Source organism: Fodinicurvata sediminis DSM 21159 (assembly GCF_000420625.1).
Classification (GTDB): Bacteria; Pseudomonadota; Alphaproteobacteria; order Kiloniellales; family DSM-21159; genus Fodinicurvata; species Fodinicurvata sediminis.
Map to the genome: position 1 here is coordinate 172,442 of NZ_ATVH01000016.1, position 21,126 is coordinate 193,567.

Consider the following 21,126-nt stretch of genomic DNA (forward strand, 5'->3'; position numbering starts at 1 on the left):
AAAGGGGAGCTCAGAATGAATAAATTGGCTGAGAGGATCAGGCTGGATGTACTGACAGGTGATGACCTTGAACGGCATCTCTGGGATCTGGCCCAGTTGCGGATCGAGGTTTTCCGCGAATACCCCTATCTATACATCGGTTCGATGGAGTACGAGGCTCGCTACTTGCGCGCCTATCAGGAGGCCGAGGAAAGCGTCATCATCGGTGCCTTCGATGGCGAACGTCTGATTGGCGCGGCCACAGGCTTGCCCCTTTTGGAGGAGCCGCCAACCATGACCGAACCGTTCCGGGCAAAGGGACTCGAGCCGGAGCAGTTCTTCTATTTCGGAGAATCCGTCCTTCAGGAGAGTTATCGGGGCCTGGGAATCGGGGTGCGCTTCTTCCATGAGCGGGAAGCCTATGCCCGCTCGCTGAACCGTTTTGCGTACTGCTGCTTCTGCGCGGTCGAGCGGCCCGCGGATGATCCACGCCGTCCAGCGGATTATCGATCCCTGGACGGCTTCTGGAACAATCGGGGGTATCGGAAAGTCGAAGATATGACCGTCAGCCTGTCCTGGCAGGACGCGGATGAAGCCGCGGAAAGCCTGAAGCCCATGAGTGTGTGGATGAAGGCGCTTTAGCAACCCGCTCCAGCGGGTTTTCTCAAGGGTGCCGGTTCAGACTGTCTGGCACACCCACAAGATCGGCCAGGCGGTGACCTTCACGCAGCAGCAGGGACAGGTTGGAATCCCGTACCGTGGGCAGCAGGTAGCGCGCCTTGCGGATGCGGTCATAATCCAGATTGGCCGTGATCATCTCTTCGCCGTTACCCGCCTGGGCCAGGATTCGCCCGAAAGGGTCGATGATGCGTGAGCCACCCCAGAAGCTGAGCTTGCCTTCCCGGCCCACGCGATTGGTCATGACCAGCGGCATACCATAGGTCATGCCATAGAAGCGGGCGGCAATATCCCAACCCGCAGGATTGTCGAAATCGCCGCCAACGGCTTCCACGGCCGATGATATGGGGGCGAACATCACCGTAGCTCCATGCAGGGCGGCCAGGTGCACAAGGGGCGGATTCCAGAGGTCGGCGCAGATCAGGATCGAGCCGCGCCATTTGGCATCGCTGTGATGTGCCGGGAAGGTATCCACATAGCGTCCCGGCGCAAAATGCTTCCCGTCCTCCAGGTTGCCGTAGGTCGCCAGATTGACCTTTCGGTGCAGGAACAGTCGCTTGCCCTGACGTACAGCTATGGATGAGTTATAGAACTGGGCCGCCGGGCCTTCCTCGATCAAACCGAATACGGTGCACATCTCGCCACTGGCATCGGCCAGTTTCTGGACGATTTCATCCTCGCGATGTCGGGAGACATCCAGGGTTTCCGTCCCGGCAGAGTGGCCTGTGAGGGACATTTCAGGGAACAGCAGGACGTCGTTTCCCTCCGCTCGCGCCTTGTGAATGTACTCCAGATGCTTGTCCAGATTGACGGAGGGGTCTCCGGGGATGCTCTCTGTCTGTGCGGCAGCCACTTTCAGGTTCATGGCACCTATCTCCTGCGCCGGCTTGGGGGGTTAAATAAAAACGCCGGGCACCGGCAAAAGCCGGGCCCGGCGTGTGGGGAGGAGGGCCCGATTCAGATCAGGCCTTCTTCCTTCAGGTAGCTTTCGGAGACGTCCTCGATTGTTTCACGCTCCACATCAACGCGTGCGTTGAGGCTCTGCATGACATCGTCGGTCAGCTTGCCCGAAAGTTCGTTCAGGATGCCCTCCAATTCGGGGTTGGCGTCCAGCGTTTCCGTTCGGATGACCGGGGTCAGGGCATAGTCCGGGAAGAAATCCTTGTCATCTTCCAGCACCACGAAGTCGAAGGCGGCAATTCGACCATCCGTGGCGAAGACCAGTCCAACCTCGACCTGTTCTTCGTTGAGCGCCTGATAGGTCAGGCCGGATTCCATGGTCTTCAGGTTTCCGCGTGGATAGTTGAAGTCATATTCCTCCTGAAGTCCTATCAGGCCATCCGGACGCCGCGGGAACTCGGCGTTGACGGCGAAGTCCAGTTCCGCTCCGTCATTGATCTTTGCGGCCAGATCACTGATCGAGGATATGCCGCGTTCTTCGGCATCGGCCTCGCGCATGGCCAGGGCATAGGTATTGTTGGCGTCCGAGGGCTGCAGCCAGGTCAGGCCCTGTTCGGCATCCAGCTCCGAGACGCGCTCATAGGTTTCCTCTGGGCTCAGGCGCTCCTCGACACCGTTGTAGGTGATCAGGGACGTGCCCGTGTATTCCCAGTAAAGGTCGATCTGACCGTTTTCCTGCGCGGAGCGCAGGGCCGTACTGCCCAGCCCGTCGCGCTTGTCGACGTCATAACCATTGGCTTCCAGCAGCTGTGTGGTCATCTCAGCCATTAACAGCTGTTCGGTGAAGTTCTTTCCGCCGACCACGATCTCCTGGGCCTGAGCGGCCAGGGGCAGGGCAGTGACGGCGCCGGCCAGAGCCAGGCCCTTGATTAGATTGCGAAACATCTCTGTTCTCCTTTGGTTTTGTGGTTCGGGCCGCCCCCGGATCTAAGAGACCGACCTTTATTGCTACTCCGCCCGCAGCTTGCTCCACAGGCGGTCAACGCAAGGGATTCACACCGCGTGGAATGGCCCAGAGCTGTATCTGGGACACGATGAAATCCACGACGACAGCCAGGAACGCAGTTGCCACCGCGCCGGCCAGCATCATCCCGGTATCGTTCAGGGCAATGCCCGTGAAGATCAGCTCTCCAAGACCTCCGCCGCCGATCAGGAAGGCCAGCGGTACGGTGCCCACATTGATCGCCAAGGCTGTGCGGATACCGGCAAAGATCACGAAGAGCGCGTTGGGCAGCTCGACCTTGAAGAGGATGCGCGCGGGGCCCATGCCGACGCCCCGGGCTGCCTCGATCAGCGCGGGCTGCACGCCCTTCAGGCCGATATAGGTGTTGCGTACGATCGGCAGCAAGGAAACGAGCCAGAGTCCGAAGATCGACGGTGTTGTCCCGATTCCCAGAAAGCTCATGGACAGGGCCAGGACTGCCAGGGTGGGAATCGTCGCGCCGATGTTCAGGCCCTGCATCAGCGTTTCGGAGATGTGGCGCATTGAAGGGCGGGAAAGCCAAATGCCAAGCGGCACGCCGGTCAAGACTGCTAGGCCACCGGATATGAGCACCAGTGTGATATGCTGTCCGGTCAGGTACTCGATGTCCGGCCAGTACAGCATGATGTCCTGAAGCCATCCGGTTTCGGAGACGATCAGCCCCAGGGCAAAGGCCAGCACGAGCAGCAGTCTTCGCCCGATCTTCCCGACCCAGGCGCCAGTCTTGCTGCCTATGGTGTTGGTGCTTGCCATCAGCCTGTCGCGGCCCCCTGGCCCTCGACAGCTTCGTCGCGGTAGGTCTCGCCCAGCAGGTGCGTGATGCCTTTCAGACTGATGTAGCCCTTGTAGAAACCCTCACTGTCCACGCAGGCAAGCCAGCTCAGATCATGGGCGAACATGGCCGAAACCGCGGAACGCAGATCGGCATCGATGTCGATGGTTGTGGGCAGGGAGGAGCGATGCTCGTTGACCCGGCCCTTCTTGCCCTCGATCTCGGACAGGCGCAGGCAGCCCCGGGCGCGTCCCTGCGGGCCGACCATGACGATCGAGATGTGACCGTTCTCCTTCATCAGGGCAACCGCATCTTCGAGCGTGTTTTCGGCCCGTACGATGGGCGGATTGTGCTCCATGGCATTGCGTACCTTGATCAGGCCCAGACGCTTGAGCGTACGGTCCGAGCCCACGAAGTCCGCAATGAAGGAATTCTTCGGATGGGCCAGAACATTGTCGGGGGTATCCGACTGGATCAGCTTACCATCGCGGAAGATGGCGATACGGTCGCCCATCTTGACCGCTTCGTCGATGTCATGGCTGACGAAAAGGATCGTCTTGCGCATGCTTTCCTGAAGCTTGAGGAACTCATCCTGGATCACTTCGCGATTGATCGGATCGATGGCCCCGAAGGGCTCGTCCATCAACATGACTGGGGGGTCAGCGGCCAGGGCACGTGCCACGCCGACACGCTGCTGCTGGCCCCCGGAAAGTTCCTTGGGGTAGCGCTTGAGGAAGCTGTCCGGGTCGAGCGCCACCATCTCCATCAGTTCACGGGCACGCTTGCGCGACTTTTCCCTGGTCCAGCCCAGCAGGTCCGGAACAACGCAGACGTTTTCCTCGACCGTCATGTTGGGAAACAGCCCGATCTGCTGGATGACGTAGCCGATATTCCGCCGCAGCTGAACCTCGTGATAATCATCTGTGTCCTTGCCCTCGATGAAGATCTTGCCCGAAGACTTGGAAATGATGCGGTTGATCATCTTCAGCGTTGTCGTCTTGCCGCAGCCGGAGGGGCCCAGCAGGACGCAGATTTCGCCTTCCGGTACTTCCAGGGAAACATGATCGACAGCGGTCACTGGCCCATTCGGCGTGTCGAAAACCTTGGTCAGCTTGTCCAGTGTAATCACGAGTGCGATACCTCCTGGGTCCTTTAAGTGCGCAGGCCGGCTGGACTGAGCCTCTTGTTCAGCCAGAGCAGGGCGAAGTCCGCTATGATTGCCAGGATGCTCACGGCCAGGGCACCGGTGATCAGCTGGCGCGGATCGGTCTGTGAGATCCCGCGACTGATGAAGGTACCCAGGCCGCCCGCCCCGATGTACGCCGCAATGGCCATGATGCCGATATTCATCACCACGGCGATGCGAACGCCGGTAATGATGATCGGAACGGCAATGGGTATCTCCACGCGGCGCAGGCGCTGGACGCCCGTCATGCCCATGCCGCGCGCGGCTTCACGCAAGGCGGGGTCCACATTGTTGATGGCCGTATAAGTGTTGCGGATAATCGGCAGTTGGGAATAGAGCATGACCGCGATGATCGCGGGCACGTAGCCAATGCCGTGACCAAACGGAGACAGCAGGGGAATCATGATGCCGAAGAGTGCGATCGAAGGGATCGTCATGATGATACTGGCGATATAGAGCACCGTGTCGGCCACGCGCCGATTCTGTGTAATGGCGATACCGATGGGCACACCGGTCACGATGGCCATGCCTACGGCAATGGCGACCAGCACCGTGTGTTCCACGGTTCGCTCAATCAACACATCCCAGTTGGAAATAATGAAGTTGATTACTTCCAAGTAAGCCTACCGGTTCTTCAGTCACGGTGCTCAGGCACCGATTTTGTTATGTCGATATATACGAAACGCTATCCTATTAATAAATAAAGTTCAGGGAAATATAATATCTATTTATAAATGTAATAGCAGCTATTGCAGCTACGTTTCTGGCGGACTGGCTGAAAATCTTGCCATGGATGAAGCCAAGTGCAGCCTGGTTCCAGGTTACTTTCTGTTGTCAGCGGCACTTGCGGTTTCCGTCACAGACGGTGAAGGCGCATGGTGTTGAACAACGGTGTCCGCGATCATGTCAGCCAGTGTATCCAGGGCCAGGGAGGTGCCCGCTGGAGAGCGATGCAGTTCGACGACGGCGGGTTTCAGGGGCGGCAAGCCGGCGGTATCCTCCAGCGCGATGCAGCCTTCGGGAATGGAGCGGTCGGCCTTGATGGAGACGGCCAGGCCAGCGGTTAGGGCCAGGTTGATCCCGGTTGGACTCTGGCTGGTCCAGGCGATCCGCCAGCGTTTTCCGGCTTTTGAAAGTAGGGACAAGGCCTGGGCGCGATAGACGCAGCCTTCAGGATTGAGGGCGAGGGGAATGGGATTCATGCGATTGACCTTCAGGTCTGGCGAAGCGACCCAGACCAGGGGCTGGGTGGCCACCGGTGTGCCGGTCGGCGTGGCCCGATGCCGAATGCAGAGCACCATGTCCAGAAGGCCATCCTGTAGTGCAGCCACCAGTTCGGTGCTCTGGTCGCAGGTGATTTCGATCTGCACATCGGGAAAGGTCTCGGTGAAGGGCGCCAGGATATTCGGCAGGTAGGCTTGGGCCTGTTCGTCGGTGATGCCAAAACGGATCGTCTCGCTGCTGTTGCGCTGGCCGACGGCAAGCTGAGCCTCTTCCTGCAGGCGCAGCATTCGCCGCGCATAGGGCAGGAAGGTTGCCCCAGCGGGCGTCAAGGCCACCGAGCGACTGGTTCGCTGGAGCAGGGAATCATTCAGTTGGTCTTCCAGTCGCTTGATCTGAAGGCTGACGGCCGATTGCGTGCGGTTCAGCGACTTCGCTGCGGCACTGAAACCGCCGCTTTCCGCGACGGCAACGAAGGTGCGCAAGAGTTCAATGTCCATGCCGTGCTGGTCCTATGGCCTCTTATCAATCATGAATCTCAATTGATCTTATAGTAACAAATCGTTTCTGTAATCAATTGCGGCTGCCTATACTTCCTGCAAGTCATCTTCAGGCCATACAGCAGAGGAGCTGCCGGCCAACCCGGCAGAAACATCGAGATGCTTGCCAATGATTCTTCCGTAACCCCGCAGCCTGCAGCCAGTCATGAGGATATGCCGGTCGTCGACCTGGACAGCTATCCCATCGATCGGCTGGACAGCCCCGAGGGACAGGACCTGCTGCACCGCATCCGCGGCGAGTTGGCCCAGACGGGCTGTGCCATCCTGCGTGGATTCGTACGTGAAGACCTGCTTTCCCGTATCCGTCAGGAAAGCGACGCCTTGGCGCCGCAGGCGCATATCAACGACACCCAGACCAACCCCTACAGCTCGGATGGCGACCCTTCTTTGCCGGCCGATCATCCGCGGAATATCTTCATGGACCGTTCCAACGGCTTCGTCGGCGGGGATCTGATCGGCCAGGAGACCGCCATTCGCCGTCTCTATCACGACAAAAGCGTGCAGGACTTTCTGGCGCGTGTGCTGGATATCGATGAACTTCATGAATATGCCGACCCCCTGGGCGGGCTGGTCATCAACGTGCTCAAGCCCGGCTGCCAGCATCCCTGGCACTACGACACCAACGAGTTCGTGGTCTCGATGTTGACCAAGGAACCGGAAGGCGGCGGCCTGTTCGAATACTGCCCGCAGATCCGTTCGCCCGAGAGTGAGAATTACGAGGCGGTCAGCCATGTCCTGCAGGGCGATCAAACGCGGGTTCATACGCTGGAGTTGCGTCCTGGCGACCTGCAGATCTTCTACGGTCGCTATTCACTGCACCGGGTCAGCCGCGTGGAAGGCCAGCAGGACCGCCATACGGTGATCTTCAGCTATGCGCGCGAGCCTGGCATGATCGCGCGTGCCGAACGCACACGGCGCATCTTCGGGCGCGTTGCACCGATCCATGAACAGCAGGCCAGCGAAGGTCCCGCCCGCAGCGACAATCTCCAGGACTGATTCCCGATGAACGAGTCTTCCCATAGGACCTTTTCCACCGACCGCCCGGACCGCCCCCCAGTGGTGTCCAGCACCACGCCCGAGCTGGGCGATTCCATACCCACGGCCTTCGATCCCCTGCGCCTGCGCGCGGAGCGATTGGCTCGGCTACGCGCCATGATGGCCGAGCAGGGCTATGCCGCCGTGGTGCTGTTCGATCCCAACAACCAGCGCTATGCCACCGGTTCGCGCAACATGTTCGGTTATTTCCTGCGCAATTCCACGCGCTACATCTATGTGCCGCTGGAGGGGCCGGTGATCCTCTTCGAGTATCCGGGCAGCGCGCATGTTTCCACCTGGCTTGAAACCATCGACGACCACCGCACGTCCAAGGTGGTCTGGTCCTCAGTGAACCAGCGCGATGGTACCTCGGCCCAGCCCTTCGCCCAGGAGATCGCCGCCCTTTTGCGCGAGCACAGCGGTGGTGATGGCTTGGTGGGCGTGGATCGCTGCTCGCACATCCTGGCCCTGGCGCTGGAGGCCGAAGGTTTGGCCGTCCGGGACTGCCAGCAGGATGTCCTGCACTGCCGCCGAATCAAGACGCGGGACGAGATCGCCTGCCTGGCCCAGAGCATGGCGGCCAGCGAAGCCTCGGTCGCGGCCGTGGAAGCTGCGATCCAGCCGGGCGTCAGCGAGACGGACCTTTTTGCCACGATGTACGGCAATGTCATCGCCCAGGGTGGTGAGTTCATCGAGACACGTCTCTTGTCTTCGGGCCCGCGCACAAACCCCTGGTTCAACGAAGCCAGCGGGCGTCTGCTGCGGCCGGGCGAACTGGTGGCGCTGGACACCGACACCATCGGCTGCCACGGCTATTACTCGGATTTCTCGCGCAGCTTCTTCTGCGGCCCGGGCCGGCCCACGGGCTATCAGCAGAGCCTCTACCAGATGGCCTGGGAGCAGGTGCAGCACAATATCGACCTGCTGCGCCCGGGGCTCAGCTATCGCGAGCTGTCCGAGAACTCCTGGCCTATCCCTGAACGCTTCTTCGACCGACGCTATCCCTCGGTGATCCATGGGGTAGGCATGCACGGCGAAACGCCGCTGGTCGCTCATCCCACGGATTTCGACGCCTTCTCGGGCGACGGCATCCTGGAGCCCGGCATGGTGGTCTCTGTCGAGAGCTACATCGGCGAGGTGGACGGCCCCGAAGGCGTGAAGCTGGAGGAAGAGGTGGTCATCACCGAGACCGGCGCCCAGCTCATCTCGTGCTATCCCTTCGACGAGGCGTTGCTGGGCCGGCAGGTGTGATTGAACTGAATAGGGTCTGAACCAGCCTTCCTGCTGTTTCTGAAGTGACCCCTGCCTTCACACGGCAGGGGTTGCTAGTTCATTGATCAAAATTATTTCATCTCATTCATGATCCGGATGCTGGCGGCTGGCATAGGTCTTGAGGACCTCAGGTGGCGTCGTGGCTTCTGTCGTCGAGCGGGGGAGCTGGTCGATCAAGTCGATCCAGGACAGGCGTCCTTCACAGCCGACCTCCTCTTCTGGCTGGACAAGGTTCGGCTCATCCAGGCTGGCGAGGGTGATGTCGAGCTTGTCCGAGCCGACATAGCGAAAGTGCAGTGGTGTACCACAGGTGCTGCAGAAACCGCGCTCGACGGCTTCGGACGACCTGAACCAGGAGGGTTCTTCGCGGGTCCAGGCGAAATCGTGCATGGCCACTTCGGCGAATGCCATGAAGGGCGCTCCAGAGGCTTTCTGGCACATGCGGCAATGACAGACGTGTGGCCGTTGCGGGCTTGCGAAAAGCCGGTAGCGGACCTTTCCGCACTGGCAGCCGCCGGTAAGTGGGTCCTGTTTCAAGTTGCGCCCGTCCATTGTCGCCTCACCCGTTTCCGCTCGAGCTATCAATAGTATACAGCTGCACACTCTGGATCAGGTGAACCACGAAGCATGGTTCATTCTAGCCGGCCTGCATATTCAAGTCATTGTCTTGAATGGTGGGCGCGGCTGGGATTGAACCAGCGACCCCTGCCGTGTGAAGGCAGTGCTCTCCCGCTGAGCTACGCGCCCTATAAGATAGGATGGGGCTGTTTAATGGCGCCGTTGCTGGCTGTCAAGGCGCGCGGCCGCCTACTCGCCGGCGGCTGGCGCATGGGGGCGCATCTTCAGTTTCAGCTCGACGATCTTGCGCATGCTCAGCCCGGTGATCTCGGCGATTTCGGACAGCGGGAGGGCGGTTTCCCGGATCAGGGCCCGGGCAAAGTCCTTGCGCGGGCGCTGACGCGTGCTGCTGCGATGATTGCCGGCACGCCACAGCCGTTCGGTGCGGCGTTGCTGCTCTTCGGCCTCCTGCTGCTTCTGGACCTCCTCACGCCGCTTCTGGCGCATGCGGCTGGCCGCAGCGTCATAGGCATAGGCGGCATAGGTGCGCCACATCCAAGCCTGGTTGGCGCGGCGCTTTCTTGCATCTGCCTCGCGGTCCTCGCGGGCGCGCTGTTCCACAGGATCGTCCTCGAAGCTGTCCTGGCGGCAGGCGCGGGCGGCTTCTTCGAGATCCATATTGAGCGAAGACGCAAGACGCTTCGCCGCTTCCAGCGCAGCCGATCGCTCCCCCTCATAGGGACTTTCGGACGCGAGGGTCAGCAGCTTGCGAAATCTTTCGCGTTTGTCGGTTGTGAAGCTTTCACTCATCGTAGGCTCAGTTTAACCCGAATGGCCCGGTGGGCTGCAACAGGCATGCATGTCGTGGGTAACGGACCGGCAGAGCTGTCGCGGCAGAAGTGTTGAGACTGCGGCCCGAGCGTGGCAGCGTGCCTTCCCGTACAACAGAACAACTGAAGGATAAACACCCATGCGTCTTGAGAACAAAGTCGCTCTCATAACCGGGGCCGCAGCCGGCATTGGTCTGGCCTGCGCCAGGAGCCTGGCCAAGGAAGGGGCCAAGGTTGTCATGGCCGACGTGGCGGCCGAGCGCGGCGAGGCCGCTGCCGAGTCGATCCGTGGTGATGGCGGAGAAGCCATTTTCGTCACTTGCGATGTCGGTGACAAGGCAGAGGTCGAGGCGCTGGTGGCGCGCGCGGTCGAAGCCTTCGGCAAGCTGGATATCGCTATTGCCAATGCCGGAATCGTTCATGCCTGCGATTTCCTTGAGCTGGAGGAAGAGGACTGGGATCGCGTCCTGCGCGTGAACCTGAAGGGCGTCTTTCTGACCGGCCAGGCCGCGGCCCGCCAGATGGTGAAACAGGGGACCGCGGGCACAATCATCAACATGTCCTCGGTCAATGGTGTCATGGCGATTCCCACTATCACCCCCTATGTGGTCTCCAAGGGCGGCGTGAACCAGCTGACCAAGTCGATGGCCCTGTCGCTGGCCGACAAGAACATTCGCGTGAACGCCATCGGACCGGGTTCGATCCATACCGAAGTCTTCGAAGCCGTCGCCAACGATCCGGCCAAAATGGAGGGTATCCTGTCGCGCACGCCGATGGGCCGCGTCGGGGATCCCTCGGAAATCGGTTCGGTCGCCGTCTTCCTGGCGAGCGAAGAGTCCAGTTACATTACTGGCCAGACCATCTATCCCGATGGCGGTCGCCTGGCGCTGAATTACACTGTGCCGGTCAAGAAATAGACCGCAAACATATTGCGAAAAGCAGGAAGGGCGGCCCTTTGAAGGCCGCCCTTCCTGATTCAGCCATAGAGGCTCTGCGCCTTATTCAGGCAGCTTGAATATACTGTAGTCGTGACGGTTGGCATCATCGCTCTCGGCTGGCTCTTCCTGACCTTCGGCTTCGAAGGGTTCCACCGCCTTCGGCACGCTCTTGCCGCTGCGCGCGGCGTCCTTCTGTGCCTTCTCGATCATGGCATTCAGCTCTGACTGAGTGCAGAGGCCAAGCAGGACAGGATCCTTCGGACGGATGTTCGAGGCATTCCAGTGGCTGCGGTCACGAATGGACTGGATCGTGGTCTTGGTCGTGCCGATCAGCTTGACGATCTGGCTGTCCTTCAGTTCCGGATGATTGCGCAGGAGCCATGCGATGGCGTCGGGCTTGTCCTGGCGCTTGGCCACCGGCGTGTAACGCGGACCCTTGGAACGCTTGGAAGGTTTGGGCAGGTCCTGAACCAGCATGCGCAGGCGCCGCTTGGGGTCCTGCTGCGCCAGTTCGATCTCTTCCTTGGTCAGCTGGCTGTTGGCCACAGGGTCCAGGCCCTGGATTCCGGCCGCGACCTCGCCATCGGCAATTCCCTGGATCTCCAACTTGTGAAGGCCACAGAAGTCGGCAATCTGCTCGAAGGTCAGACTGGTATTCTCAATCAGCCAGACCGCCGTGGCTTTTGGCATAAGGGGCTGTTGCTGCATAAAAACTCTCCTTCGACAACGAAGCTGGTGCCCTCCGTCGCCGCATCGCCCCGAAGGCGACGTTTTCAAGGTGTCAGGAAACTTCTACACTGCGGTATATAGAACGCCCTATCCGATGGTAAAAGCCCTAAAACACACTTGAGGATGCAGAATCTCAGCTTTCGCTTCGGACAGAGAGCATGATCTTGCCGATATGCGTGCTGGATTCCATGAGGGCATGGGCCTCACTGGCCTGTGCCAATGGGAAACTGCGATGGATGACCGGTTTCACGCGCCCCTGCTCCAGCAGGGGCCAGACACGGCTTTGCAGTGCGGCGGCAATGGCGGCCTTGAAGGTCACATCACGTGCACGCAAGGTTGAGCCGGTGATCGTGAGGCGTTTCATCATCACTTTTCCAAAGTTCACCTCGGCCTTCGGTCCACCAAGAAAGGCGATGAAGACCAGCCTGCCTTCGGGTTTCAGGCAGTTGATGTTGCGCGGAATATAGCTGCCGCCAACCATGTCCAGAACGACATCGACACCTTCCTTGTCGGTTTCCTGCTTGATGACCTCGACGAAGTCCTCGCTTCGATAGTTGATCGCCTTCTTCGCGCCCAGTTCCTCGCAGAAGCGGCATTTCTCCTCACTGCCGGCAGTTACGTAGACTTCGGCCCCGAAGGCCGATGCCAACTGTATGGCTGTGGTCCCAATCCCAGAAGAGCCGCCATGTACCAGGAGTTTCTGTCCGGGTTCCAGGCCGCCGCGGTCGAAAACATTGGACCAGACCGTGAAGAAGGTTTCGGGCAGGGCCGCCCCTTCGAGGAGGGAGAGGCCCTTTGGAATCGGCAGGCATTGCGCCGCCGGGGCAACGCAATATTCGGCATAGCCGCCGCCGGTCACCAGTGCACAGACCTGGTCCCCGATCCGGAAGGACTCGACGCCCTCGCCGCAGGCGACAATGCGGCCCGACATTTCCAGACCGGGCAGGTCGGATGCGCCAGGAGGAGGGGCATAGGCGCCCTGGCGCTGCATGACGTCCGGGCGATTGACGCCGGCTGCGTCCACTTCGATCAGCACTTCGCCCTGACCGGGCTGGGGTACGGGGCGCTGCGTTGCCTGCAAGGCTTCGGGCCCGCCCGGCTCTGCAATTTCGACGGCGTTCATCTGGGCGGGTATCTGGATCTGAGTGGAGTCTGTCATCTTTGGTCTGGCTCCCTGCTGGAGTCTCCTCCATTGAAGAGAAACACGGTTCTGTGTTGAAATCGATCAGGCTTCGAGGTGGTGGTCAATGGTTTGGAGATGAAGGATGGAGATGGATCCGGAAGAAGAGGTGCCGCGGCGCAGCTTACCTGTCGGACGCGATCTGGAATTGATGGGCATCGCTGAGCTCAAGGATTATCTTACTGAGCTTGAAGCGGAAATGGAGCGAGTCAAGGAGAAGATCTCCGCCAAGGGTTCGCATCTCAGTGCAGCGGCCGAACTGTTCAAGACCTGACACGCGGGGTTCTTTCCCGAGCCTTCATGAAGAGCAGCCAGCCCAGCGGGCCGGCCAGGAGCACTAGAACCAGCCAGCCCAGGCGGGGACTCAGCGGGCAGCCCGCTCCCTGCGGGGCACGCCAGGGACCGCCCCTTGAAGACAGCGTCACATGGACGAGCGGCAGCAGCCAGCCGAGCGTCAGTATCGTCCAGGCAACCAGACTTTCCATCATGACAACAGGATGACTCTTTCCTTCGTCCTTGACCAGAGCCCGTCGAGAAGGCTGTTCTGGTTCTGACCTTCAAGCGAGCAAGGACAGTCAGGAAAGGAGTGACGCGTGGTTAAGGGCAAGACAGTGCTGGTAACCGGTTCCACCAGTGGCATCGGCAAGGGAATTGCCGAGGCATTCGCCATGGAGGGAGCCAATATCGTTCTCAACGGATTTGGTGACCCGCAGGAAATCGAGAAGCTGCAAGCGGACTTGCGGTCACGCCACGGCATGGCCGTCGGATACGAGGACACGGACCTTACGGATGGCGAGGCGATCGAGGAGATGATGCGCCGTGTCGAAGCCGATTTCGGTGGCGTGGACATCCTGGTGAACAATGCCGGTATTCAGCATGTGGATTCCCTGGAAGACTTCCCGCCAGAGAAATGGGATACAGTCCTCTCGCTCAATCTGTCATCCGTATTCCATACCACCCGGCTGGTGCTGCCCTACATGCGCAGCCAGGGCTGGGGACGAATCATCAACATAGCCTCTGCCCATGGCCTCGTAGCGTCCGAGAAGAAATCCGCCTATGTAGCTGCCAAACACGGCGTCATGGGGTTGACCAAGGTGACAGCCCTGGAAACGGCCAACAGCGGAATTACCTGCAATGCCATCTGTCCGGGCTGGGTGCTGACCCCCCTGGTACAGAAGCAGGTGGATGCCATTGCGGAAAAGCAGGATGTCGACCAGGAGGAAGCCAAGAAGATCCTCCTGTCCGAGAAGATGCCGCATCATCAGTTCGTGACTGTCGAACAGCTTGGGGCAACGGCCCTGTACCTCTGTTCGCCGGCGGCCGACACCATGACGGGTGTACCCGTGACCCTGGACGGAGGGTGGACGGCGCGCTGAACCAGGCCGGGGCTCATAGGATCGGTCTTTCAGTAGTGGATTTCCATAAGCAGTCCGCGCTGGTCTCGTTCCGTGGATCCTGTGGGCACCCGCCGCCCTTTTCCGGAGGCATGCCAGGCGGCCGCCAGGGCGCAGGCCGCCGCGTCGAGAAAGTCATCCATGGCCGCCAGCTTGCGCGGCAGGTGGGGCAGGCTCTCCCCGACGCCCGTCATGCCCGCCTCTGCCAGCAGGTCCAGGCGCTTGTGCTGTCCGGCAGCAGTTTTCTTGCCGGCCACCGCTTGCCAGTCATTCAGGCGGTGGAAAACCAGTTCAGGATGAGCCTCGATGACCTGTGCCTGGCGCGCGGGTGTCAGAATCGCGTCAAGGCTGCGCAGCGCCGGGTGGAGGTTCCAGGCCTGCTTGCTCAAGCCGTGTCCATCCTCCCGGGCCAGCCGATTGGCCTGTGTAAAGGTGTTGCACTCAAGCAGGGGGCGTCTTAGGTCCAGAAAGATTCGGCTGCGCAGACGACCGGGCAGCAATGCGCGGGCCTCCAGGTCGCATTGCCGTCGGCCGTGATTCGGCAGGCCGATGGGCATGTCGACGGCGAGCATGGCGAATCGATCCGGCAGGTCGTTCGGCAAGTCCGTTAGAAGTTCAAACTTCAAGTTTCTCTGTTCATTGTCGAAGCAGCAGAGAATCCACCCGCCACGACAGCCATCAAGGCCAGCATATCTGCTGTCTTTGATCATCACTTTGTGTTAACCTTATCTTAGTATTGTTGTTGCAGTATGGATATCGCAAGCGGGATCCGGCCAATAGTATTTCCGCTTATCATTCTTCGATTGCGAGTCTCCCTGTGCAACTTGCCGCCGATCCTTTCGGCGGCATTTTCTTTGGTTGCAGCCGTTCGCTTTCAACCCTGCGCCTTCTGCCAGTTCTACTGTTCCCCCAAGAATTCGTTGCATGCAGTCTGAGTCTGTCTGCGATGAGTCGAATGCAATCTTAAGGCTTGATTCTTTGCCTCGGTTGTCTTTAGGGTTCGTTTCCAGGCAAGTTGCACAGGGCAAGGCTTAAAAGAAGAGGGCCGCAGGTCTCCGACGAGACCTGCGGCCCTCATAAATTTCAAAGCCTTGCCCCTTGCCTTGCACTTCCCCTGGAAGGTCCCCGCTCAACGGCGTGACCTTCCCGCGCGCGGGTCCAGAGCGTCCTGCAGGCCATCCCCCAGAAAATTGAAGGAAATGACCGTCAGAAAGATCAGCAGGCCCGGCCAGATGGCCAGCAAGGGAGCCTGCCAGATGAGTTCCTGGGCCCCGGTCAGCATATTGCCCCAACTGGGCAGGGGCGGCTGGATACCCAGACCCAGAAACGACAGGGCCGATTCCAGCAGGATAATGTTCCCGATCGAAAGCGTCGTCGCGACGACAAGGGGCGAGAAGACGTTGGGCAGTATGTGTCGGACCATGATGCGCAACGGCCCGGCCCCCAGGGCTTCTGCGGCAATGATGAATTCCCGGCGTTTCAGGCTGAGCGTGGCTCCGCGCACAAGGCGTGCAACCGTGGTCCAGCCGAAAAGCGCGATCAGGATGACAATGCGGTAGAAGCTCAGCAGGGTGGAGTCGGCAATGTCGCGCGGCACCCCCAGCTTGGTCGGGTCGATGGCGGCCATGATGATCAACAGCGGCAGCAGCGGCAGGGCGATCACCGTGTCTGTCAGCCGCATCAAAACGGCATCAAGCCGTCCGCCCAGATAACCGGCCAAGATTCCCAGGGTGGTGCCGATGACAGCGGCAAACAGCGCGGCCATGAGGCCCACGGCCAGGGAGATTCGCCCGCCATAAAGCAGCCGGATCAGGGTGTCGCGGCCCAATTCGTCGGTGCCAAAGGGATGTTCAGGTGAAGGCGGCGCATAACGGGCCAGCAGGTTGACCTGCTCCATTTCGTGGCCCAGCCAAACCTCGAACAGAGGGGCAGCGGCGCACGCCAGTGCAAAGAGTGTGAGCAGGATAAGCGACAGCACAGCCGGCCGATGGGCCAGGAAACGCCGCCAATAGGAAATACCGGCACTGCCGATGGCATGCCTCTGGCTGGCCGAGAGGTTGCTTGACTGGCTCATTCGTATTGGATCCTTGGATCCAGCCAGCCATAGACCAGGTCGGCCAGAATATTGGCCAGCAAGACGGTACCTGTTGCCAGCAGCAGTCCGACCAGGGCCAAGTTGTAGTCGTTACCCATGACGGCGTCATAGATCGTCTTGCCCATGCCCAGCCAGCCGAAGATGGTTTCTGTGATCAGCGCCCCACCGAACAGAGTGCCCATGTCCAGGGCAAGAATCGTGACGACCGGTATCATCGCGTTGCGCAGAACGTGGCCATAGAGAATGCGGTTTTCGCTGAGTCCCTTTGCACGGGCCGTGCGCACGTAATCCTGACGCATGGCCTCGCGTACGGAGGCACGCACATGACGCAGCAGCGTGCCGATGCTGGTGATGCTGAGGGCTATGACAGGCAAGACCATATGATACAGCCTGTCCCCAACACCACCATCACCGGTTCCGCCGGCCGGAAACCAGCCCAAGTGTACTGCGAACAGCAGGATCAGCAGGATGGCCATCCAGAACGAGGGTAGGGACAGACCGGCGAAGGCCAGCAGGTTGATCCCGATGTCAGCAGTGCTGCCGGGCTTGCGCGCGGCGAGTAGGCCGGCTGGCAGGGCAATGACAAAGGACACCAGCAGGGCCGCGAACATGAGAAGCAGTGTATTGCCCAGGCGCGGCAGGAGCACATCGGTGACCGGGACGGCAAACAGCCTGGAGTATCCGAGATCGCCGGACAGCGCCGCCGTCAACCAGTTCCAGTAACGTTCGTGAAACGGGCGGTCGAGGCCGTAGAGCGCCTTCAGGCGCTGGGCGTCCGCGGCAGTGAGATTTGGATCGGCCGAGATCATCAGGTCAACGGGATCACCTGGCATCAAGGCTATCAGCCCGTAGATCAGAAAGGACATGGCCAGCAGGACGAACAGTGCTTCCAGCAGGCGTCGTGCGAGAAAGGCACCCATTCAACTGTGGTCCTTCATGCTGTTTGACGAACCTGTCATGTTCCCTGCCATGTTTTCAGTCGGATGCCCGATGCCAGTCCTCAACCCAGAGGGTCGAGGTGCCCATGTGTCCGGTGGGCCGCAGTCCTTCAAGCCAGTTCGGCAGGATGAAGCTGTTGGCGCGCCAGAACAGGGGCAGGGCGGGCAGTTCCTCGGCATAGAGGGTTTGCAGCTCGCCCCAGAGCTCACGTCTCTTTTCGCGGTCAAGCTCGACCTCGATCCGGTCGATCAGACTGTCCATGCGTTCGTTTGCGAAGCCGGTGAAGTTCTGGCCGACCCAACCGTTGTCGGCGGTGGGGATCTCTTCAGAATGCAGGGTGGTGCGCGGTACGCTCTCCGGGCTGGAAATCCAGGCGAAAAGGGCCATGGCATCAAATTCGCGCTGGTTCAGCGTCTCGGCGAAGAGCACCCGCGGGGGCTGGTTGCGGATGACCAGTTCAACACCAATGGCCTGCCACTGACTCTGCAGGACCTGTTGTATCAACTCACGTGTCCGGTTACCGGCCGTTGTCATGATCTCGAAGCGCAGAGGCGTGCCCGCTGCATCATGGCGCACGCCATCGCGCACCTCGCTCCACCCGGCCTCTTCCAGCAAGGCTGCGGCCTTGTCGGGATCGTAGCTGTAATCCCGGACGTCCTCCTCGAAGACCCAGTCCAGCGGGCTGACCGATGTCAGGGCCACCGGCTGTTTGCCCTGGAAGAGCTGCTCGTTGATGGCCTTTCTGTCCAATCCATAGAGCAGAGCTTGGCGCACGCGCCGGTCGGCCAGGATGGGGTTGTCCAGGTTCAGGTCGATATGCTCGTAGATCAGGCCCGGCTTGAACAGGATGTCGTAGCTGTCGCCGTGCCGCTCTTCGAAGGCCAGGGCCTGGTCGATGCTGAGGCCCAGTTCGCCTGCGATCATGTCGATGGAGCCCGACAGCAGGTTGGCTTCAAGAGCCGTGGTGTTCTCGAAGATCCGCACCACGATCTGCTCGAAACTGGGGTCTTTCCCGGCCCAGTGTTCGTTCCGCTCCAGAATGATGCGGGCACCGGGTTCCAGGTTGCTGACCCGGTAGGGTCCAAGTGAGAGGCCGGGGTTTGTGGGGTCGCTGTCGAATGCGGTGCGGTTTCGATATTGGGCCGGGTTTTCCTCGAAGATTTCGCTTTCGATATGCGCAGGCAGCAGGCGGTAGTCGGCAAAGGAATTGTAGGCGAAGGTCACTCTGTCCAGATGGAAGGTGAAGGTCTTGTCGTCATGAACGGTGATGTCCTCGATTCGCCGATAGAGTTCAGCGTTGCTGATCCCGGAATCCGGATGACTCCCCACTTCCCAGGTGAAGACCACATCCTCGCTGGTAACCGGTGTACCGTCCCCCCATGCAAGTTCGTCCTTCAACTGAAAGGTGACCTCCAGGCCATCGCGGTCTTCCGTGCGAGAAACCCTCTCGGCGCCGCCATTCTCAAGCGTCGGCAATTCACTGCACAGGAAGCAGGTGACCTGCCAATCATGGTCGTAATGGGACAGCGGGCGCGAGGTCATGCCGTTGACGTAGCTCTTGGCCAGCATGCTGTCGATATTGGGGTTCAGGGTCGAGGGGTACTGCGTGATGCCGATGGTCAGGGTCTCCGCCAAGGCTGCCACGGGACCACAGACAGACAACGCCGCCGTCAGGAGCAAAGCGGCCAACTTCATGAAAAATCGCATTTATCCCTCCCATCCAGGTTCGCGCAGCCTAACGCAGGATGAAGTGCAGTGCGAGATGTGATGCGCCGCCGTTAGAGCACTGCTCTGCCCCGGAAGGTCTGGCGATCTCGGTTGTCGGGAAGTCTGTTGCGGTGGGTGATGCATTTGCGGCATGTTTGCCGTCGGCCATGATCGCGCTCAGGTGGCGTTCCATGGCCATGTTCCACGATTGTATGGTCTTGCTACAGGATAACCCATGAATCTCTATACGATGCTCCAGCGCCGCCAGTCGGAAGGGCGCCCGATCCGCGTTGGCCTGATTGGTGCCGGCAAGTTCGGTTCCATGTTCCTCGCTCAAGCGCGTGTCATTCCGGGCATGCATCTGCTGGCGATTGCCGACCTTTCGCCGGAGCGTGCGAGAACAGCCCTGAAGACGACCGGATGGGATGTCGATGCCGTTGTCACAGGCTCCTTCCAGGATGCCCTGTCTACAGGCCGTACCTGTATCACCGACACTGTGGACGACCTGATCCGTGCGGATGGACTGGATGTCGTGATCGATGCGACGGGGCATCCCACAGCAGGACTGGAGCATGCACTCCTGGCGGCCGAGCAGGGCCGGCACATGGTCATGGTGAATGTCGAGGCCGATGTCCTGGCCGGAGCTCGTCTGGCTGCGCAGTTCCGCAAGGCGGGCCTGGTCTATTCCATGGCCTATGGTGACCAGCCGGCGCTGATCTGCGAGATGATCGATTGGGCGCGCACTTGCGGCTTCCGTGTGGTGGCGGCCGGCAAGGGGACGAAGTACCTGCCGGGCTATCACGCTTCCACGCCCGATACCGTCTGGCAGCACTATGGCCTGACGCCGGAAGAGGCCGAGAAGGGCGGCATGAACCCGCAGATGTTCAATTCCTTCCTGGACGGTACCAAATCGGGTATCGAGATGGCGGCCGTATCCAATGCGGCCGGTTTGACTGCGCCCAGAGACGGCCTGCTCTTCCCGCCAGCAGGTGTTCATGACTTGCCAAAAGTGCTCAAGCCGCGCGATCAGGGAGGTGTCCTGGAGCAGACCGGCATGGTCGAGGTGGTCTCCAGCGAGGAGCGCGATGGCCGTCATGTCTTCGGCGACCTGCGCTGGGGCGTCTATGTGACCTTCGAGGCCATGGATGAAAGCGGTGCTGGCGCTGACTATGTCCGCCGCTGTTTCCGGGAGTACCAGGTGGTGACGGATCCCTCCTTCCGCTATGCCACGCTGTTCAGGCCGACACATCTGATCGGACTGGAACTGCCGGTCTCTGTCGCCAATGCAGCTCTGCGCGGTGAGCCCACCGGCACATCCGAAGCCTTCAACGCCGATGTGGTTTCCGTCGCCAAGCGCGGCCTGGACGCCGGTGAGATGCTGGATGGAGAAGGCGGCTACACTGTCTGGGGCCGTTTGATGCGTGCCCGGGATTCCCTTGAGAAGGGTGGTCTGCCCATCGGCCTGGCACATGGCGTGAAGCTGACGCGGGCCGTGGCCGAGGGAGAGGTTGTCACCTGGGCGGATGTGGAAGTGCCCGACGGTCGTGCTGTGCGGATAAGGCGCGAAATGGAAGAGAGTCTTTACGACAAGCAGCAGAGCTGCAGTCTGACTCCTGTCAGGGCGAGCCAGTGGAGAAGCAACTAGTTGAAGCTGCCCAGGTGCAACTTGAATACCGGGACCTGAGGGAACAGGCCTGTATGCTGTCGCGCAACGAAGGCTGGCCGCCTTCGACCGGCAGGCCGCTTGTGACAATAGGCTGCAGCTGATGGAGTGGCTGCTCGCGCGTGGAGAAGGACGAATCCTCTTCTCTGGAGGCGATCTTCAGGGGTGTGCCATGGTACGGCGCTTCGGACTGGGGCACCAGATCGGCCCTGCGGTCGCCAGGCACGAGGATCATGCCCTGGCGCTGGTGAAGGCCTTAAGTCATGATCTTTACGGCAAGTTCCAAAGACTCGACGTGGTGCGGGACAGTCGACTGGATGACTGGGCCCTGCAGCAGGGGGTGCTTCATGTGGCAAGCGTGACACGCATGGTTCTGGGGCCGGCAGTGGGATCCCGGCCCGCAGATGGTCCCCGTCTACACGCCCTGGCCAGTCAGGCACTGGGATAG

Annotated in this window: 24 protein-coding genes and 1 tRNA gene; 8 read left to right on the top strand and 17 right to left on the bottom strand. The window is 60.4% G+C overall.

All coding sequences use genetic code 11. The features are described from left to right. Positions 1-15: 15 nt before the first annotated feature. Positions 16-621, top strand: a complete 606-nt coding sequence (locus tag G502_RS0113500) for a GNAT family N-acetyltransferase (RefSeq protein WP_022729208.1) — start codon at positions 16-18, stop codon at positions 619-621. A gap of 22 nt (positions 622-643) precedes the next feature. Here the strand turns inward: G502_RS0113500 and G502_RS20240 are convergent, their stop codons facing one another. The 6 genes from G502_RS20240 to G502_RS0113530 all read right to left on the bottom strand — a co-directional run bounded on the left by G502_RS20240 (position 644) and on the right by G502_RS0113530 (position 6,278). Then, complete coding sequence (locus G502_RS20240; RefSeq protein ID WP_022729209.1) at positions 644-1,522, bottom strand: nitrilase-related carbon-nitrogen hydrolase; 879 nt, start codon at positions 1,520-1,522, stop codon at positions 644-646. A gap of 92 nt (positions 1,523-1,614) precedes the next feature. Then, positions 1,615-2,502 carry a glycine betaine ABC transporter substrate-binding protein gene (locus G502_RS0113510; RefSeq protein ID WP_022729210.1) on the bottom strand — a complete coding sequence of 296 codons (888 nt, stop codon included), beginning with the start codon at positions 2,500-2,502 and terminating at the stop codon, positions 1,615-1,617. A 94-nt stretch (positions 2,503-2,596) separates the two neighbouring features. Next, on the bottom strand, positions 2,597-3,352 hold the full coding sequence (locus G502_RS0113515) for an ABC transporter permease (RefSeq protein ID WP_022729211.1): 756 nt from the start codon (positions 3,350-3,352) through the stop codon (positions 2,597-2,599). Then, positions 3,352-4,500, bottom strand: a complete 1,149-nt coding sequence (locus G502_RS0113520) for an ABC transporter ATP-binding protein (RefSeq protein ID WP_022729212.1) — start codon at positions 4,498-4,500, stop codon at positions 3,352-3,354. The genes G502_RS0113515 and G502_RS0113520 overlap by 1 nt, the downstream gene beginning before the upstream one ends. A gap of 23 nt (positions 4,501-4,523) precedes the next feature. Next, on the bottom strand, positions 4,524-5,138 hold the full coding sequence (locus G502_RS0113525) for an ABC transporter permease (protein ID WP_281170030.1): 615 nt from the start codon (positions 5,136-5,138) through the stop codon (positions 4,524-4,526). 240 nt (positions 5,139-5,378) lie between these two features. Then, the gene (locus G502_RS0113530; protein WP_022729214.1) at positions 5,379-6,278 is read right to left on the bottom strand and encodes a LysR family transcriptional regulator; all 900 of its coding nucleotides are present in this window, start codon (positions 6,276-6,278) and stop codon (positions 5,379-5,381) included. A gap of 159 nt (positions 6,279-6,437) precedes the next feature. Here G502_RS0113530 and G502_RS0113535 point away from each other — a divergent pair, with 159 nt between their 5' ends. Together G502_RS0113535 and G502_RS0113540 are read left to right on the top strand one after the other, a co-directional pair. After that, positions 6,438-7,334, top strand: coding sequence for a HalD/BesD family halogenase (locus G502_RS0113535; protein ID WP_022729215.1), 897 nt, complete (start codon positions 6,438-6,440; stop codon positions 7,332-7,334). Positions 7,335-7,340: 6 nt separating this feature from the next. Beyond that, positions 7,341-8,624 (top strand): M24 family metallopeptidase, encoded by a 1,284-nt coding sequence (locus tag G502_RS0113540; RefSeq protein ID WP_022729216.1) that lies wholly within the window; start codon positions 7,341-7,343, stop codon positions 8,622-8,624. 102 nt (positions 8,625-8,726) lie between these two features. Here G502_RS0113540 and G502_RS0113545 read toward each other — a convergent pair whose 3' ends face one another. The 3 genes from G502_RS0113545 to G502_RS0113555 all read right to left on the bottom strand — a co-directional run bounded on the left by G502_RS0113545 (position 8,727) and on the right by G502_RS0113555 (position 10,013). Further along, a complete protein-coding gene (locus G502_RS0113545) occupies positions 8,727-9,197 on the bottom strand; it encodes a GFA family protein (RefSeq protein WP_022729217.1) in 471 nt (156 codons plus the stop codon). A 120-nt stretch (positions 9,198-9,317) separates the two neighbouring features. Then, positions 9,318-9,392, bottom strand: a tRNA-Val gene (locus G502_RS0113550). Between the two features lie 60 nt (positions 9,393-9,452). Beyond that, positions 9,453-10,013 carry a DUF2786 domain-containing protein gene (locus G502_RS0113555; protein WP_022729218.1) on the bottom strand — a complete coding sequence of 187 codons (561 nt, stop codon included), beginning with the start codon at positions 10,011-10,013 and terminating at the stop codon, positions 9,453-9,455. A gap of 160 nt (positions 10,014-10,173) precedes the next feature. Between G502_RS0113555 and G502_RS0113560 the strand changes: the two genes are divergently transcribed. Beyond that, the gene (locus tag G502_RS0113560; RefSeq protein WP_022729219.1) at positions 10,174-10,950 is read left to right on the top strand and encodes an SDR family NAD(P)-dependent oxidoreductase; all 777 of its coding nucleotides are present in this window, start codon (positions 10,174-10,176) and stop codon (positions 10,948-10,950) included. Positions 10,951-11,031: 81 nt separating this feature from the next. Here the strand turns inward: G502_RS0113560 and G502_RS0113565 are convergent, their stop codons facing one another. Next, positions 11,032-11,679, bottom strand: a complete 648-nt coding sequence (locus tag G502_RS0113565; RefSeq protein WP_022729220.1) for a DUF1013 domain-containing protein — start codon at positions 11,677-11,679, stop codon at positions 11,032-11,034. Between the two features lie 154 nt (positions 11,680-11,833). Beyond that, entirely contained in the window at positions 11,834-12,859 is a 1,026-nt protein-coding gene (locus G502_RS0113570; RefSeq protein WP_022729221.1) for an NAD(P)H-quinone oxidoreductase, read from the bottom strand. A gap of 106 nt (positions 12,860-12,965) precedes the next feature. Between G502_RS0113570 and G502_RS0113575 the strand changes: the two genes are divergently transcribed. After that, positions 12,966-13,154: a DUF1192 domain-containing protein gene (locus G502_RS0113575; RefSeq protein WP_026989478.1), complete on the top strand. Its 189-nt coding sequence runs from the start codon at positions 12,966-12,968 to the stop codon at positions 13,152-13,154. On the opposite strand, the gene G502_RS20245 is transcribed toward G502_RS0113575, so the two are convergent. Further along, positions 13,144-13,368 (bottom strand): hypothetical protein, encoded by a 225-nt coding sequence (locus G502_RS20245; RefSeq protein WP_022729223.1) that lies wholly within the window; start codon positions 13,366-13,368, stop codon positions 13,144-13,146. The genes G502_RS0113575 and G502_RS20245 overlap by 11 nt on opposite strands. A gap of 105 nt (positions 13,369-13,473) precedes the next feature. On the opposite strand from G502_RS20245, the gene G502_RS0113585 reads away from it, so the two are divergent. Further along, positions 13,474-14,256, top strand: a complete 783-nt coding sequence (locus G502_RS0113585) for a 3-hydroxybutyrate dehydrogenase (protein ID WP_022729224.1) — start codon at positions 13,474-13,476, stop codon at positions 14,254-14,256. Between the two features lie 29 nt (positions 14,257-14,285). Here G502_RS0113585 and G502_RS0113590 read toward each other — a convergent pair whose 3' ends face one another. The 5 genes from G502_RS0113590 to G502_RS22300 all read right to left on the bottom strand — a co-directional run bounded on the left by G502_RS0113590 (position 14,286) and on the right by G502_RS22300 (position 19,208). Next, positions 14,286-14,984: a DUF429 domain-containing protein gene (locus tag G502_RS0113590; RefSeq protein WP_022729225.1), complete on the bottom strand. Its 699-nt coding sequence runs from the start codon at positions 14,982-14,984 to the stop codon at positions 14,286-14,288. Positions 14,985-15,403: 419 nt separating this feature from the next. Further along, entirely contained in the window at positions 15,404-16,348 is a 945-nt protein-coding gene (locus G502_RS0113595) for an ABC transporter permease (RefSeq protein ID WP_022729226.1), read from the bottom strand. Next, on the bottom strand, positions 16,345-17,289 hold the full coding sequence (locus G502_RS0113600) for an ABC transporter permease (protein WP_022729227.1): 945 nt from the start codon (positions 17,287-17,289) through the stop codon (positions 16,345-16,347). The genes G502_RS0113595 and G502_RS0113600 overlap by 4 nt, the downstream gene beginning before the upstream one ends. Positions 17,290-17,344: 55 nt before the next feature. Further along, entirely contained in the window at positions 17,345-19,015 is a 1,671-nt protein-coding gene (locus G502_RS0113605) for a peptide ABC transporter substrate-binding protein (RefSeq protein WP_022729228.1), read from the bottom strand. Positions 19,016-19,043: 28 nt separating this feature from the next. Next, entirely contained in the window at positions 19,044-19,208 is a 165-nt protein-coding gene (locus G502_RS22300; protein ID WP_155957857.1) for a hypothetical protein, read from the bottom strand. Between the two features lie 42 nt (positions 19,209-19,250). Here G502_RS22300 and G502_RS20250 point away from each other — a divergent pair, with 42 nt between their 5' ends. Next, positions 19,251-20,660, top strand: coding sequence for an NAD(P)H-dependent oxidoreductase (locus G502_RS20250; protein ID WP_022729230.1), 1,410 nt, complete (start codon positions 19,251-19,253; stop codon positions 20,658-20,660). 73 nt (positions 20,661-20,733) lie between these two features. After that, complete coding sequence (locus tag G502_RS20255; RefSeq protein WP_281170031.1) at positions 20,734-21,126, top strand: hypothetical protein; 393 nt, start codon at positions 20,734-20,736, stop codon at positions 21,124-21,126.